Source organism: Streptomyces sp. NPDC087310, from assembly GCF_044744405.1.
In the GTDB taxonomy this organism is placed as follows: Bacteria; Actinomycetota; Actinomycetes; order Streptomycetales; family Streptomycetaceae; genus Streptomyces.
This window is the reverse complement of sequence record NZ_JBIUYF010000001.1, coordinates 29,998-45,625: the sequence shown is the minus strand read 5'-3', so window position 1 is coordinate 45,625 and position 15,628 is coordinate 29,998. Positions and strand designations below refer to the sequence as shown.

The following is a 15,628-nucleotide window of genomic DNA, read 5'->3' as shown; positions in this document are numbered from 1 at the left end:
TCTTGTCTCTCGGCGCACTCCCGGTTGACCGTGAGCGCCCGGCCGTCCACCGTCAGGCGGTACGGGGCGACGCGTACGCACGCGGACGGCGCCACCGGCAGGGTCTAGCCGGGCAGTTCGCCGCACAGGGGGTCGTGGTCCCGGGCGAACCACACGCCCTTGCCGACCATCGGCGACTCGGTCAGCAGCACCGTCGTGTGGACGCCGCACCTGTCGCACAGCCGCCGCACCAGACCCAGCCCCCGGCCCCGCTCGCCGATGTCCGCGAGGAGGGCGTCGAGGTCCGCGTCGTCCGGTCTCCGCGGCTCGTCCGCGTCGCCGTCGGCGGGTTCCTGGTCCGAGAGCCCTGGCCAGTGTTCGACGTCGGAGTCGACCACCTCGCACACCAGCGTCTCGCCGGTGTCGCTGAGCCTCAGCTCCCAGGGGCCCGCGCCGTGTTCGTAGGCGTTGGCGACGATTTCACTGGTGGCCAGGATGATGTCCTCGGCGATGTCGGCGGCCATGGACAACTCGCCGAGCACGGCCCGCACCAGGTCCCTGGCCAGGGCCGGGGCGGCCTGCCGGCCGTCCAGTTTCCACACCCGCACGTCGCTGCCCGGGACCGTGGGCGGCTCGTTGTTGTCGTGTGCCGTGATCGGTTCGTGGACGCAGATGGTCATGATGACCTCCCGGCAGATGTTCGCTGTGCCTCCAGCCTCACCGGGACGGGCTCCCACGCCTTTCCTTACAGCGCACAGCGGTTGACCGTACGGGCCCGCCGCGCAGCGCCTCTCGGCGGACGCGGCCCGGCACGCCCGCCCCCGGTCCGGCGACGGTCACGGAGAACGCGCTGATGGGACCGGTCGCCCGGCGAAGACACCGGCGCGGGGGAGGGGGGGCGGCTCCCGGCGCTCGGTGTGGCTGTGCCGCCAGGGACATGCCGGTGTGCGCCGAGTGGCAAGCGCGGGCGCCGGACAACGGCCACCATGTCGACGCGGCCCCCTGCGCGCCCCGGGAGTCCGCGGGGCGGTCCGGGGCCTGCCGGATCCGGCAGCGGCAAGCGGGCCGGCCCGCGCCGAAGCGGACCGTGTCGTCCGTGGTCACAGCGGTGCCGACCACCGTCGGTGAGGCCCGTACTACACAGAAGGAGGCGATCCATATGCGTACAAATAGATCCGTACAGTCCTTTGCTGCCAGACTGGAGATGCGGCTGTCGAGAGTGCGGGCTGTCCACACCCTCGGTACGGCGGAGGCAGGGGGGCGCAGCGGACACGGCGACCGTGAGAGCGGGCGAAAACCATGTGGAAAGTGACCAGACTCAGCGACTACCAGCAGATCTGCCACGCATTCCAGGAACGTGGTGCCCTTCCGCCGTGCACCCTCGGCCCCGATCCCGGTCCGGGCTTCTCGATGACCCTGCGGGAGAACCGGCTCGGCCCCGTCACCATGGGGGTCACCGACATCTCGGCGTGCCGGCCGTGGACGGGCGAGATGGTCTCCGTGGACGAGTCCGACCTCTACACGGTCGTCATTCCGCTCGTCGGCTTCCACCACGTCGTCCAGCGGGACCGGGAGGTGCTGCTCCGGCCCGGTCAGCCGACCCTGCTGGACGCCACCATTCCCACCCGCAGGCAGACCTCCTCGTACGGGCCGTTCCAGATCATGTTCACCGCAGTGCCGCGTTCGGCGCTGGGGCTGCACACCGGGCGTATCACCGATCATCTGCTGGCGACGGAACTGCCCGCGGACGACGGGATCGGCAGCCTGACCACCTTCTACCTCCGCAATCTGTGCAAGCAGACCGGGGAACTGAGCCCTGCCGCCGCCGAGCGGGTGGGGCGGAGCTGCGTGGAGCTGATCACCGCCTACGTCGGCGACCTGCTGTGCGACCGGCCCGACCTGGGCGACGGCGTCACCGACGCCCTCGTCCTGCGGGCCCAGAGCTTCGCCGACGCCCATCTGGGCGACCATGACCTGTCCCCGGCAGCGGTCGCCGCCTCGGTCCACATCTCCGTGCGCTATCTGCACAAGCTCTTCGCCGACCGGCAGATGACGGTGGCCGGCTGGATCCGCCGACGCCGCCTGGAGCGCTGCCACCTCGACCTGTCCGACCCGGTCCAGGGGTCCTGGTCGATCACGGAGATCGCCCACCGGTGGGGGTTCACGGATTCGGCCCACTTCAGCCGCGCTTTCAAGGCGGCCTATGGAGTCAGCCCCCGCGACCACCGGATCACCACCTGCAGTCCGCCCCTCTGACCCCGGACCGCCCGCGGGACCACCGGTGGTACGACGCCGAGGGACCGGCGCGTGCCGCCACCGCTGCCTCCGCCCGCCGCCGCGCGGCCGTTGATCGGCTGTGCGAACATCGGCAGGAGAACGCGCCTACGGGCCGCGTCCGTTCCGCCGGTGGCGCGACCGCGACACTCCGGCGGCCCACCCGACCCGGGACCGAGGCATCCCGACCCGGTCCGAGCCGTCTGCTCACCCTCCCGGCGCGGCCGACCGCGGCGCCCGCGCCTCTCCCCGGACTCCACCATGCCGTTCGCGCGCCGTCGCAGGGGACGGCAGAGAAGGAGCCACCGATGCAGGGACCTCAGGCGGACGGCGGGGCGAAGTGGCACGAGACGTACCAGGGCGGCAGCCCCGAGGCGGAACGGCTGATCTTCGAGGAGCTCGCCCGGAAGATCATGCGCCTACAGGTCAGGGCCGGGAAACACGGCCGGGGCGCTGTGGCCCGTGCCTTCCACGCGAAGCCCGTCCTGGGGGTCGAGAACGCCCGGCTGCGGATCCATGACGACGTCCCGCCCGTACTGCGTACCGGCTTCGTCCGGCCCGGCGCTGAGTACCCGGTCACCGTCCGCTTCTCCAACGCCAACAGCCACGAGCAGGCCGACGCAGCCCCCGACCTGCGCGGGACGGCGCTCCGCGTCGACGCCGTCGACGGCACGCACGACCTGCTCATGTCGAGCTTCCCGGTGAGCCTGGCACGCGACGCCCGCGAGTTCGTCACCTTCGCCATGGTCACGGCGGGCGCCCGCAGCCGGTGGCAGCAAGCGGTCGCGCTGTTCGTCCGGCTCCCCCTGGTCGTGGGCTGGTCCGCGGCCGCGCGGATGCGCCGTAACGCGATCGCCGCCACCCGCCGGACCGTCCGCAGCTTCGCCCTGGAGACGTACTGGAGTCGCAGCGCCATCCTGTGGGGGGACGCCGGTCCGGTGCACTACCTCCTGCGGCCCGCCCGGAACGCGCCCGGGGCCCCCGAGGTGTCCGGCACCGACCGGGACCACCTGTGCCACGAGCTCCAGCGGCGGCTGCGACGGGCCGATGTCGTCTTCGAACTGTGCGTGCAGCGTTACGTCGATGCCGAGCGCACCCCCATCGAGGACACCTCGGTCGAATGGCTGGAGGCGGACGCGCCCGTCGTCCCCGTCGCCACACTCGTCATCCCCTGCCAGGACGCCACCACCCCTGAGGCGCTCGCGGCCGCCCACCGGGTGGAGGAGCTCGCGTTCAACCCCTGGCACACGACCGAGGAGTTCCGCCCGCTGGGCAATCTCAACCGGTCCCGCAAGGCCGTCTACGAGGCGAGCAGCACGCAACGGCTCGGCGAGCGTTTCCTCAGCGAGCCGTCCCGCCGCGTGGCGGTGCTGGGCGCCGCCGCCGAGGCCGTCTTCCGCGCGGTCAACCGCGTCGTCCCCTGGTACCGGCTGCCCCGGCCGCTCCAGCTTCCCAACCTCTTCTTCCTCCGCCGGGTGCTGCGCCGGGTGAACCTGATCGACACCGACACCCACCAGGCCCCGCCGCGCCCCGGGCCCGTACCGCCCCCGGTCGACAAGGCCCTGCGGGTCGCCAGGAGTACGGACGGTTCGTTCAACGACCTGTCGGCGCCCCGGATGGGCGCCGTGGGCGCTCCCTTCGGGCGCAATCTGCCGCCCGCGCCCCGGCCGGACCTGTTCGACGAGCCCAGTGCGTACACCGTCAGCAGGGAACTGCTCGACCGGGAGGAGTTCCTGCCCGCCCGCTCCCTGAACCTGCTGGCCGCCGCGTGGGTCCAGCTCCAGGTGCACGACTGGACCCAGCACCGGCGCTGCCCGCCGGGCGGCAGGACCGTCCAGGTGCCGCTCCCGCCCGGCGTCGACTGGCGCAACACCCCCGGCGGGCCCGTGGAGCACGTGATGCGGTTCGCCGACGACGTCGGTGTACGCGGCGACGGACAGGAGTCGGCCGTCACCTTCGGTAACACCGCCTCCCACTGGTGGGACGGGTCCGAGGTGTACGGCGGCGACCACGAGAGCGCCCTGAGACTGCGCGGGCGGGACGGCGGCCTGCGCCTGGAGGACGGCTACCTGCCGAGCGGCCCCGGCGGGATCCCGCGGACGGGTTTCCACGACAACTGGTGGCTGGGCCTGAGCCTGTTCCACACGCTCTTCGCCCGCGAGCACAACGCGGTGTGCGCGGCGCTGCGCCGCGAGTACCCGGCCATGAACGACACGAAGGTCTACCACACGGCGCGGCTCGTGGTGTCGGCGCTCATCGTCAAGATCCACATTCTGGAGTGGACCCCGGCGATCCTGGCCACCAAGACCATCGCGAGCGGTGGGGAGATCATGTGGCGGGGGAATCCGGAGGGCTGGCTCAGGCGGCTGTGGGTGTGGCTGCTCGAAGAGAGCGGGCGGACCGGCATCACCCGGACACCGCCCGACCACGGCACCGCGCCGTTCTCCCTGACGGAGGACTTCGTCACCGTCTACCGGATGCATCCGCTGATCCCGGACGAGTTCGAGCTGTACGACCACCACGCGGCCCGGCGCCTCCATGTCTCGGACTTCGACGGTGTGTTCGGCGCGGCGACCGAGCGGGTCCTGCGCGGCACGGGCCTGACCGACTGCCTGTACTCCTTCGGCATCGCCAACCCGGGCGCGATCACCCTGCGGAACTACCCGCGCGCCCTCCGGCGCTTCCAGCGGGACGACGAGATCATCGACCTGTCCGTCATCGACCTCGTACGCACCCGCCGCCGCGGAGTGCCCCGCTACAACGACTTCCGGGCCGGCCTGCACAAGCCGCGGATCCGCCGCTTCGAGGAGCTCACCGACGACCCGGACCTGCTGGCGCGGCTGAAGCGGGTCTACCCCTCGGTGAACGAGATCGACACCATGGTCGGGCTGTTCGCCGAGAACCCCCCGGAGGGCTTCGGGTTCAGCGACACGGCGTTCCGCGTCTTCCTCCTGATGGCGTCCCGCAGACTGCAGAGCGACCGCTTCCTGACCGTCGACTTCCGTCCCGAGGTCTACACCCCGCTGGGCATGGACTGGATCGAACGCGGCGGCATGAGCAGCGTCATTCTGCGGCACTGCCCCGAGCTGGCGACCTTCATGCCGCGCGGCGCCAACGCGTTCGCGCCGTGGCAGCCGGCCCGCCCTCGGGGGACCGGCTGAAAGGAGCCGACCGGCACCACGTCGTACGCCGTGAGGATGCCGCCCGGGTCAGGGCGCCCTGGTGGTGTCGGCCGCGCCGGGCTCGTCCAGGGTGACGGTTCCCGTGGTGCCGTCGACGGTGATCATCTGTCCGGTCCGGATCCGTTCGGTGGCGCCCCGTACACAGATCACGGCCGGGATGCCGTACTCCCGTGCCACAGTCGGTCCGTGCGCCGTCACCGCGCCGGTCTCGGTGACCAGCCCGCCCGCGGTGAGGAACAGCGGTGTCCAGCCCGGATCGCTCGTGGGCGCCACAAGGATCTCGCCCGGCTCGACGCGTGCGTGCGCCGGGTCGTGGAGCACTCGGGCGCGGCCGCTGATCCGCCCGGTGGAGGCGCCCACCCCGATGAGCGTGCCGCCGTCCGACGTGCGCGCCGGGAGCAGGGTCTCCGCGTCGGTCCCGTCGGAGAGCAGAGCGACCGGAACGGTGGGGCGCCGCAGTTCCCTCAGGTACGCCGACCGGCGTACGGCGACGGCCTCACGCGGGTCGCCGCCGTCCACCGCGGTGCGCAGCTCGGGCAGCGTGAGGAACCTGACGTCGTCGGCGTCGTCGAGCAGTCCTCTCGCCTGAAGTTCGGCGCCGATGAGGAGGAGGCGCCGGCGCCGGTCGCGCAGCGCGTACAGCCCGGCGAACTTTCCCGCCTCGCGCAGTCCGGACAGCTCGCGCGCGCGGCGCAGGAGGAAGCCGGCGAGCCGTCCGCGGACGGGCCGGGTACGGCGTGCCCGGCGGGTGAGTTCGGCGAGCATCGCCTCCGCCCTGACCGCGGCGCGTTCGAACCGCCGGTCCGGGGACTGATGCGGATCGGTGCTCCGCAGGTAGTTGGCGAGTATCGCGAAGACGGGGGCCGGGTTCTCCGACCAGCGTGGAACGCCGACGTCGATCTCCGCGGCGCAACGGAGACCGTAGGTGTCGAGGAACGCGGCGAGGCCGAAGTCGGGGAGCCCGCCGGCCAGGTGGGCGGTGGCGAGTTCGTCCGGCGAGGCCCGCAGCAGCAGCTCTCGATGCGGTGCCGCACGCCGGGCGACCTGCCAGAGCGCCAGGTCCATCTCGATGGTGACGTTGTGCGGCATGCCGCCGAGTACGGTCCTGATCTCGTCGTCGCTCGCGATGCCTTGGAGGAGTGGCGGCAGCGTCGCGGCGACGAGGAGCCCGGTGACGACCGGCCAGGTGATGGTCCGCGGACCGGTGTCCGGCTGCTCGGCCGCCTCGACCAGGGGCAGCAGCTCCGCGGCGGTCGACGGGTCGGTGACCGGCTGCCGCCGGAGGTGTTCGATCGCGCCGAACACGCGGGTGCGCGCGGCCGCCGGCCGGGCCAGCGTGCCGAGGACCCCGGCCACGGCCTTCAGCCCGGCCGCCGAAGTGGCCGTACCGCGCCGGCGGGCGCGTTGTTCCGGGGCGAACCGCGGGTCGTCCAGGAGGTGTTCCACCACGGCCTGCGCCCGCGGCCCGAAGTCGACCGCCATGAGTGTCACCAGCCGCTGCCTCCTGGAGGGGTCGCGCATCGTGTCGGTCAGGTCGCCGTAGAGCCGCCCACCGATGTCGACGATGTCGACCGACATGCCGAACGACGCGAGCATGTCGGCCAGCAGCCCCTTCAGCGTCGACATGCCCATCGGCGTCACCGGCTGGAGCATGCCCTGGACGTGGCCGAACTCGACGTACAGCCGCGGCCCCGGCTTCCTGCTCGCGGGAGGCGCCGGGAACAGCGTGGTGATCGGCCGGGACTGGAGGAGCCACAACGTGCCCTCGCGGTCGTACGCCCACTCGGCGTCCTGCGGTGCGCAGAGTCCGCGCTGGAGCCGCTCACCGACCGCGCGGAGCTCCTTCAGCCGGTTCGGGGCGAGGCAGCCGCGTTCCTCGGGGGCCGTGCCGTCCAGCACGTAGTGATCGGCCTCGACCTCGCCGTCGACGACGGCCGTACCCGGTCCGGGAGCGGCGTCCACGACGGACGCGCTCCGTGAGCCGGTGAGCGGGTCGGCGGTGAACAGCACGCCGGCGACCTCGGCGTCGACCATGCGCTGGACGACGACGGCCATCCGTACGGTGTCGTGCGCGATGCCGGCGGCCTCGCGGTAGGCGCTCACGCGTCCGGTGTGCAGCGAGTCCCAGCAGGCGCGGATCGCCGTGAGCACCTCGTCGTCCCCTTCCACGGCGAGGAAGGTGTCCTGCTGGCCGGCGAAGCTCGCGTCCGGCAGGTCCTCGGCGGTCGCGCTCGACCGGACCGCGACCCGCCCGCCACCGAGTCGCCGGTACGCGGAGAGGACCGCGGCCCGGGGCACCTCGCCGCGACCGTACGCCTCGGTCGTGACGCAGAACCCGTCCGGCACACGTTCACCCAGCCGGATCAGCGCGGCGAGGCCGTCGGCCTTGCCGCCCACCAGTTCCCGCTGTCCGGAGTTGATCGTCGAAAGCTTGAGCACGTCCATCACGGACCCCCTTTTCAATACAGTCGCAATGTATCTTGGAGGCAATACAGCCGCAATGTAAAGTGGTCCGTATGCCCCGCAAGGTCGACCACCGCGAGCGCCGTGAGCTGCTCGCCGACGCGCTGATGCGCCTGGCGGCCGCGCGCGGCCTGGAAGGGGTGAGCCTGCGGCACGTCGCCGCTGAGGCCGGCGTCTCGACCGGGATGGTGCAGCACTACTTCCGCACCAAGGACGAGATGATGACGTTCGCTCTGGGCATGGTCATGGACCGGATCCGTGAACGGTCGCAGGACGAGCTCGCACCGGCGCCGCCGCGCGACCTCGTCCGCGGCCTGCTGCTGCAGGTGCTGCCGCTCGACGAGACGCGCCGGCTGGAGAACCACGTCGTGCTCGCGTTCCTCGCCTACGCCGCGGTGAAGCCGTCGATCGCGTCGGGGCTGCGCGAGGTCGCGGCGCAGACGCGCACGTTCCTCGCGGACCAGCTCCGGGCCGCCGGTCCGGCCGACGGCGTGGACCCCGAACGCGCCGCGGCCGGGCTGCTCGCGCTCGTCGACGGGCTGGGTATGCAGGTGCTGTCGCAGCGGTACGCAGAGGAGGACGCCGTCAGGGTGCTCGACGCCCAGCTCGCGTTGCTCTTCGGCGGACGACCGAGCGGGAACGCCGAGCTCCGGGACCGGGAAGCCGCGGCGGACGCCGGGCCACGCCCGGGCGGACCGACGAAGGTGAGCTGACACCAGCCCCCGGCAGTGCGCCGCCCGTCATGGACGGCGACCGGCGTCCGGCGACCGGCGTCCGGGGTGGGCGTCGTCGGCCGTTGTGCCACGCGGACGGTTGTCCCGCACCGGGGAGTGACAGGGAACCCGATCTCCTGCGGTGACCGCACGGAGCGGCTACCACAGGTGCATGATGACGACGATGCGGGCTTTCGCCTGCGCCACACTCATGGCCCTTCCCCTCACCACGAGCCCCGCCCTCGCCGGCCCCGTAGGATCCGCGCTGCGCGCGCCGGTCACGGACGGGCAGAAGGCGATCAAGACCTTCGCCGGGCTGTGTTTCGACGTTCCGGACGACAACCTGGCCCCGGGCACGCCCATCGTCCAGGACAGGTGCGACAGCGGAGCGAGCCAGTCGATGTGGGTCACCACCCTCAGCGACGGAAAGATCGAGATCAAGAACTTCGACGGGCTGTGCCTCGACGTCTCCGGCAGCAGCGCGCTCGACCGTACGCCGATCGTCCAGAACACCTGCGACCGCAGAGCGAGCCAGAAGTTCACGCCACGGGCCGACGGAGACAACATCGAACTGAGGACCGCCGCCGGAAAGTGCCTCGATGTCCTGGACGGCTCGACGGCGCTGCGTGCGGCGATCGTCCAGAACAAGTGCCAGGTGAAAGCCAGCCAGCGGTTCCTCGTATGGACATACGCGTAACCGCGGCCGGTGACGTGCCGCCACTGCCGCGGACGGTCCCGGAGAAGCGACGGAAACCCCGGCCCGCGACGCGCACCGCTCCGCCGCGGGCCGGGCCCTGATCGTGCTGGGTACCGCGAGGCGAAGGCGCCGGCGGAGTTGTCCGCGCGACGGCCTGCCTGTTCTACGAGTTGGCCGGTGCTGCCTGCTGTACGACCTCGAAGGACCACAGGGTGGACCCGCTCGCGGCCGGCTTGGGACGTTCCCCGCTGCCCGCGTCGCCGCCCTGGTGGGCCGCCTTCATGGGGCCCTCCATCCATGCCTGGAAGGATTCCTCGTCCTGCCACCGTGTGTAGACGAGGTAGCTGTCGGTGCCTTCGACGGGACGGAGGAGTTCGAACCACTCGAACCCGTCGGAGTTCTCCACCGCGTGGGCGCGCGAGGCGAAGCGCTTCTCCAGCGTCTCGCGCTGCTCGGCGGGGACGGTCAGTACGTTGATCTTGACTACGCTCATGGGTCCCATCCTGCCGTACGACGCTCGGCGGACGAGGAGCGGCTTGTGCATTCCGCGGTTTCGCGGACTGGAACCGGGTCGACAGGTGTCGGGGATGCCCCACCGGCGGAGCCAGGCGCGAATCGCCTTTGGGCTGTGGCCCTTGTCCCGATGACGTGGGACGGCCAGGTGCGGGGCCGGCTCTCCGCCGTCGAACACCTCGCGTACCAGGAGACGCCCGGAGAACACGAGTCGACAGCCGGTAGCTGACTCTGTCTGTTAGGCGAGACGCGACTGACGGGCCGTCGGCGGTCGGACGAGCCTGAACGCCTCCCTCCCAACCTCCGAACCTCCCTCCCAACCTCCCTCTCCAACAAGGCCGGAAAACCGGGGCGCGGCGGGATCCCTGCCATGTGATGATCCTTCCGGCGCGCCGGGACTGTCGGCGCGTCAGTCGCGTGACCACACCCTTGGGGGGTAGCAATGAGACTGTTCTCCGCTGGACGCCCGGTACGTCTCAGATCCGGCGCCGCCGTGGCGGTGGCGGCCGGTCTGCTGACCGCCGGCCTCGCCGCGCCCGCGTTCGCTGACGACGACCCGCCGCAGACCGACCAGTTGTGGATCAACGAGCCGTACGAGCAGACGCTGCCGCTCGGCAGGGACGGAGGACAGCCGCAGTCCCGCACCCTCGGCGTCGGCCTCTACCACGACAACGAGAACTTCACGGTGACCGACGGCAGGCTCACCGTCGACGTCTCCGACCTCGCCGGGGTCGCCGAGGTGACCTGGCCTGACAACTGCACGCCGAGCGGCACGAGCGCGGTGTGCGACATCCCCGTGGTGCCCGTGATCGGGCGCGACTACAAGAAACAGGTGTTCCTGACGGTGCGCGCGGCCGACGGCGCCGAAGCCGGCGCGCAAGGCAGGATCACCTACGAGGCGACGGCCACCGGGGGGCCCGACGGCACGCTCACCGCGCCGCACGAGAGCTTCGACACCATGGTCACCGTCGGCTCCGGGCCCGACCTCGCCATCGACCCCGTCGCCGACATCGAGGACGGTCGGCCCGGCGACGAGCGGACGATCCCGTTCAAGGTCACCAACAACGGCAACGAGAGCGCGAACGGGCTCACCGTCAAGCTGTACGCCACGTACGGCCTGACGGATCTGACCCGGTACGAAGCCTGCGCCTACACCACGGCGGACGGCGACGACTACGCACCGTCGACCAGGGCGGTCTGCACGTTCGACCAGGTGCTGGCGCCGGGCGACTCCTTCGCGCTGCCCGAGCCGCTGACGGTGCGACTCGCCCCGCACGCGCTGAACGAGCGGCTGGACATCGACGTCGAACCGGGCGGCGGCGCCCAGGACATCGACTCACAGAACGACTACGTGGCTCTCCAGATCGGCGCGGAGAACACCGCGGACTTCTCCGTGACCGGTGACACCATCTCCGGCACGGCGGGCGAGACGGCCACGGCCGAACTCACGTTCAAGAACAACGGCCCGGCCTGGCTCGGCAACCTCGGCTCCGGCGACCCGGCCGCCGAGGTCCGGCTGATCGTGCCCGAGGGCACCACGGTCACCGGCGTGCCGTCCGGCTGCTCCCCGCGCACCCTCGGCGGCGGCTACTACCCGAAGCAGACGGGCGCCCCGCGCTACGACTGCGACCTGCGGTACTGGGTGCTGGAGAACACCCAGCGCACGTACGCGTTCTCCGTGCGCATCGACACCGTGGTACCCGGCGCGACCGGTGCCGCGAGCATCCACCCCGCGTTCGGCGAGTTCGGCGCGTACCCCTTCGACTTCGACCCGGACCTCACGAACAACACGGCGGTCCTGGCCGTCAACTGACCAGCCGCGGGTTCGGAGCAGCCGCCCGAACGGCTGCTCCGAACCCGCGCCTCCGCAGGGCGGACGCCACCGGGCTGCAGCGGCGCCGGTGATCACGTGGCGAGGGTCCTCGGACAGCGATCCCGATGGCAAACTCGCCTGGCCCGACGTCCAGAACCTCATCCGCTCACCAGAACGCTTCCGGGGCGGCGGCGAAGGCGTACGAGCACTTCCGCACGGCCTGCTGGGCACTCCGCGCTCCGGCGGCCGCAACAAGGACGACCATCCGGACCGTGAAGAGATCCTCATGAAGCACGTCCGGCACCTGATACCACGGTGCCCTAGAGTCGCCGCATGCGACGAAGGACGGGACTGGCGATAGCTGGGGCTGCGGCCGTGGCCTGGGGCGAGTGGTTGAACTGGCGCTGGTCCCGAGCCCTCGTGGGGAGCAGCGGGGGCGCATCCGAAGCCGTGGTCGTGTTGGGCTACCGGAACCCCCAACCGACGGCGAACGTCATCAACCGCTGGCGAGTTCGTGCTGGGGTTCGCTCCATTGCCGCTGACAACGCGCGGGACACTCGCATGATCTTCAGCGGTGGTGCGACCGCCAACTGCGCTACGGAATCCGAGCTGATGGCCGACTACGCGAAGTCGGTGTTGGAGTTCGACGGCACCGTTCTCCTCGAAGACCAGAGTACGACGACATGGGAGAACATCACGAATGTGATCCCCTTGCTTGAGGATGTCGATCGCATCAAGATCGCCTCCCAGCCGGCTCACGCGCTCAAGGCCCGCGCGTACTTGCGGCGACAGCGCCCTGATCTGGCTGAGAAACTCGTGCGCGCGGATGACTACCGCGCTGGTGAGTGGATGGTGGCCAAACCGCTGCTGGCCCTGTACGGACTGTGGACACTCCGCGGGCTCAACCCCGACGAACGGAAGGTATCTCTCTGAGAAGCCGCTGCCGCTGCCGCATTGGCGTCACCATCGGTGGATCTTGAGTCGGCGCCAGCCGATGAGTGGGCATCCGAGGGGGAGGAAGGCTCGGCGGATGTCGTACGCGGTTGACCGGTCCTGCGGTGTGCCGCGGCCTGCCCTGCCCACCGCTGCCCGGTGTGTGTCCGGGGTAGCGAGAGCGACGAACGCTGTTTCGACGGCCTCCGGATACGCCTGGGGCTTCCCGTGGCCGGCCAGCGCCCGGTAGATGCCGGACAGGTCAGGGCCCCACCCCTCGCGACGGGTTGATCAGTCCTGCGCCACGTTCGCCGCGGTCACATTCTCGATCACGCTGCCGAGTTTGGTCTTGGCCCGGGTCAGGTCCTGGATGCGTGCGGCGATACGGTCGCGTTCGATGATGAGCTGGTCGAGCATGGCGGGGGTCGCGACGCCGGTGCTCACGCACGGCAGGAGTTCGACGACGGTACGACTGGAGAGGCCGGCCGCGAAAAGGTCCTGGATGAGCTGGACCCGCTCCAGGGCTTCATCGGGATAGTCACGCTGCCCACCGGGCGTCCGCGCCGATTCCAGAAGCCGCTGTTCCTCGTAGTAGCGCAGGGCCCGCACACTGACCCCTGACCGCCTGGCGAGCTGCCCGATGCGCATGCCGCAGGTCACTCCCTTCCGGCTCGTACCTCACGTTGACGTCAAGTTCAGGCTAGCAATGTCGGCTTCGGGGGCAGCCTGGGGGCCGATCGAACCGTTGCCGTTGCCGTTGCCGGTTCCGGTGCCGAGATTGATCATGACCCGGTGGCCGACCCGAGGGCGTTCACGCGGTTCACGTACGCACGGCAGTCCTCGCGTCGTGCCGGGATCGCCGAGCCCGCCCGAGGGCACATCGGTGTCGACCGTGACGGGCGGCAGTCGCGGCTTGCACCTCACGTCAACGTCAGGTTCTACAGTGACGAGCGTCGGATGAACACGTCATTCCGGCCCGTCAAAGTAAGGCAGACCATGATGCGCGCAGCCCGGTTCCACGAATACGGCGGAGCGGAGAGCCTGGTGATCGAGCAGGCCCCCGACCCCCACCCCGGACCCGGTGAGATCCGTGTCCGCGTCGCGGCGGCCAGCGTCAATCCCATCGACTGGAAGCTGCGCTCCGGCGCCCTGCACCAGATCTTCCCCCTGGATCTGCCCGCCATTCCCGGGCGCGACGGCGCCGGTGTGGTCGACGAGATCGGCGACGGGGTGCGGGGGGTGAGCATCGGCGACCGGGTCTTCGGACTGGGCGGTGTCACCGGGGCGACCGCGGAACTGCTCATCCTCTCGGCCTGGGCGCACACCCCCGCCACGTGGAACGACGAGCAGGCCGCTGGTGCCGGTCTCGCGTCGGTGACCGCGATGGGTGGACTGAACGCGCTCGCCCCCCTCGCGGGGCGCACTCTTCTCGTCGAGGGCGCCGCCGGAGGCGTGGGCAGCGCGGCGGTCGAGATCGCGGTAGCGCAAGGTGCCACTGTGATCGGGACAGCCAGTGAACGCAACCACGGGTTCCTCACCGCACTCGGCGCCGTTCCCACCACCTACGGCCCCGGCCTCGCACAGCGCCTCACCACCCTCGCTCCGCACGGAGTCGACATCGCCCTCGACACCGCGGCCTCCGGCTCCCTGGACGACCTCGTCGCGATCACAGGTGACCCGAAGCGCGTCGCGACGGTCGCCGACCACGCGGGCGGGCAGCGCCTGGGCACGCATGTGGTCAACGCGGAGAACGATTCCACTCTCCTGTCCGCGGCGGCGGAACTGGGCGGGCAAGGCCGCTACACACCTCGTATCGAGCAGACCTACCCCCTGGAGCGGATCGCCGACGCCCACGCACACGCCGAGCGCGGACGCACCCGAGGAAAGATCGTGATCTGCATCTGAACAGGCCGATCTGTATATCTCAATGGCCGCTGACACCTTGGTGCGCGCAGGTGAGAGCCGTCGACGCCAGCCCGCGAGAACACCTGTACACGAGTCCGGACAGCGGCCGAAGCTCTGCAGAAAACGATGAGTTCATGACTTCAGCCAGCTCGGGCCCCTGCCGGGAGTTTTCAGCAGGGGCCCACGGCAAAGAGAGCTGTGAAGGGTCGGCACCTGTCCTCGATGAGCGGCTGTACCGGCCGACATCAGCTACCGTCTGCCGCCGGTCCGACTGCCTGGCCCCGGCCTCACCTCAGATGTCGGGTGAGGAACTGGGCCGCGGCGTCCCCCGCGAACGCCGGGACGCCGGTGTGCCCGCCGAGATGCGCGTGCAGGGACTTCTCCTCGGAGCCGAAGGCGTCGAACAGGTCCAGGGCCGCTTGCCGATCGTTCCCTTCGTCGTCCCACTGGAGCAGGACGTGCAGGGGAATGGTGACCTGCCGGGCCTCCTCGAACAGGGCGCGAGGCACGAAACTCCCGGCGAACAGAACGGCGGCCGAGATGCGGGGCTCGACCACCGCCAGCCGGATGCCGATGGAGATCACTCCCCCCGAGTACCCGACCGGGCCGCCGATCTCGGGCAGCGAAAGGAGGGAGTCCAGGGCGGCTTGCCACTCCGGGACCGCCTTGTCGACCAGCGGGAGGACGAGGGCGTCGATGATCTCGTCGCCGACCGGTTCGCCGGCCTCCATCGCCCGGCGCAGGTCGGCGCGGGCCTGTTCGGCGGCGGGCCAACGGGGCCGGTCGCCGCTTCCGGGGAGCTCGATGGTGGCGGTGGCGAAGCCCGCCGCCGCAGAGTGCCGGGCACGGGCCACCAGTCGGGGGTACATCGTGCGCAGCCCGAGGGGAGGGTGACCGAGCAGGATCAGCGGCGCCGGTGCCGCTGAGGGTGTCCACAGGATGCCGGGGATCTCCCCGAGGGTGAATTCGCGTTCGAGGACGCCGTCGTCGAGGCGTCGCTCGGAAGTGATGTGCATGGTCATGCCTTTCGGGAGTGCGCTGGAACGGCGCTCCCGGACGACCTGCCTATCGCCCGACCGTGACCCCGGAGGGGAGCACCCATGTCGATACTGCGTTCACGGGTACCACCTCCTCGGTCTCTCGCACGGCCTCCGGA

Annotated in this window: 13 protein-coding genes; 7 read left to right on the top strand and 6 right to left on the bottom strand. The window is 70.9% G+C overall.

Annotation, left to right across the window (positions count from 1 at the left end; genetic code table 11):
• Positions 1–104 precede the first annotated feature (104 nt).
• Positions 105–659, bottom strand: coding sequence for an ATP-binding protein (locus tag ACIO3P_RS00245; protein WP_401795043.1), 555 nt, complete (start codon positions 657–659; stop codon positions 105–107).
• A gap of 628 nt (positions 660–1,287) precedes the next feature.
• Here ACIO3P_RS00245 and ACIO3P_RS00240 point away from each other — a divergent pair.
• On the top strand, positions 1,288–2,235 hold the full coding sequence (locus ACIO3P_RS00240; protein ID WP_401849572.1) for a helix-turn-helix domain-containing protein: 948 nt from the start codon (positions 1,288–1,290) through the stop codon (positions 2,233–2,235).
• A gap of 326 nt (positions 2,236–2,561) precedes the next feature.
• On the top strand, positions 2,562–5,414 hold the full coding sequence (locus ACIO3P_RS00235) for a peroxidase family protein (protein ID WP_401849571.1): 2,853 nt from the start codon (positions 2,562–2,564) through the stop codon (positions 5,412–5,414).
• A gap of 48 nt (positions 5,415–5,462) precedes the next feature.
• Here ACIO3P_RS00235 and ACIO3P_RS00230 read toward each other — a convergent pair whose 3' ends face one another.
• On the bottom strand, positions 5,463–7,880 hold the full coding sequence (locus ACIO3P_RS00230) for a PEP/pyruvate-binding domain-containing protein (protein WP_401849569.1): 2,418 nt from the start codon (positions 7,878–7,880) through the stop codon (positions 5,463–5,465).
• A 71-nt stretch (positions 7,881–7,951) separates the two neighbouring features.
• Between ACIO3P_RS00230 and ACIO3P_RS00225 the strand changes: the two genes are divergently transcribed.
• Both ACIO3P_RS00225 and ACIO3P_RS00220 read left to right on the top strand, forming a co-directional pair.
• Positions 7,952–8,611, top strand: a complete 660-nt coding sequence (locus ACIO3P_RS00225; protein ID WP_401849568.1) for a TetR/AcrR family transcriptional regulator — start codon at positions 7,952–7,954, stop codon at positions 8,609–8,611.
• Between the two features lie 184 nt (positions 8,612–8,795).
• A complete protein-coding gene (locus tag ACIO3P_RS00220; protein WP_329824025.1) occupies positions 8,796–9,308 on the top strand; it encodes an RICIN domain-containing protein in 513 nt (170 codons plus the stop codon).
• 163 nt (positions 9,309–9,471) lie between these two features.
• Here ACIO3P_RS00220 and ACIO3P_RS00215 read toward each other — a convergent pair whose 3' ends face one another.
• Positions 9,472–9,801 carry an antibiotic biosynthesis monooxygenase gene (locus ACIO3P_RS00215; RefSeq protein ID WP_329824026.1) on the bottom strand — a complete coding sequence of 110 codons (330 nt, stop codon included), beginning with the start codon at positions 9,799–9,801 and terminating at the stop codon, positions 9,472–9,474.
• A gap of 462 nt (positions 9,802–10,263) precedes the next feature.
• On the opposite strand from ACIO3P_RS00215, the gene ACIO3P_RS00210 reads away from it, so the two are divergent.
• Positions 10,264–11,634, top strand: a complete 1,371-nt coding sequence (locus tag ACIO3P_RS00210) for a hypothetical protein (RefSeq protein ID WP_401849566.1) — start codon at positions 10,264–10,266, stop codon at positions 11,632–11,634.
• A gap of 166 nt (positions 11,635–11,800) precedes the next feature.
• On the opposite strand, the gene ACIO3P_RS00205 is transcribed toward ACIO3P_RS00210, so the two are convergent.
• Complete coding sequence (locus ACIO3P_RS00205; protein ID WP_329824028.1) at positions 11,801–11,929, bottom strand: hypothetical protein; 129 nt, start codon at positions 11,927–11,929, stop codon at positions 11,801–11,803.
• 38 nt (positions 11,930–11,967) lie between these two features.
• Here ACIO3P_RS00205 and ACIO3P_RS00200 point away from each other — a divergent pair, with 38 nt between their 5' ends.
• The gene (locus ACIO3P_RS00200; protein ID WP_401850764.1) at positions 11,968–12,567 is read left to right on the top strand and encodes a YdcF family protein; all 600 of its coding nucleotides are present in this window, start codon (positions 11,968–11,970) and stop codon (positions 12,565–12,567) included.
• 291 nt (positions 12,568–12,858) lie between these two features.
• On the opposite strand, the gene ACIO3P_RS00195 is transcribed toward ACIO3P_RS00200, so the two are convergent.
• Positions 12,859–13,215, bottom strand: coding sequence for a MerR family transcriptional regulator (locus tag ACIO3P_RS00195; RefSeq protein ID WP_329264866.1), 357 nt, complete (start codon positions 13,213–13,215; stop codon positions 12,859–12,861).
• 351 nt (positions 13,216–13,566) lie between these two features.
• On the opposite strand from ACIO3P_RS00195, the gene ACIO3P_RS00190 reads away from it, so the two are divergent.
• Positions 13,567–14,472: an NADP-dependent oxidoreductase gene (locus ACIO3P_RS00190; protein ID WP_329824076.1), complete on the top strand. Its 906-nt coding sequence runs from the start codon at positions 13,567–13,569 to the stop codon at positions 14,470–14,472.
• Between the two features lie 287 nt (positions 14,473–14,759).
• Here the strand turns inward: ACIO3P_RS00190 and ACIO3P_RS00185 are convergent, their stop codons facing one another.
• A complete protein-coding gene (locus ACIO3P_RS00185) occupies positions 14,760–15,488 on the bottom strand; it encodes a dienelactone hydrolase family protein (protein WP_401850767.1) in 729 nt (242 codons plus the stop codon).
• Positions 15,489–15,628: the final 140 nt, after the last annotated feature.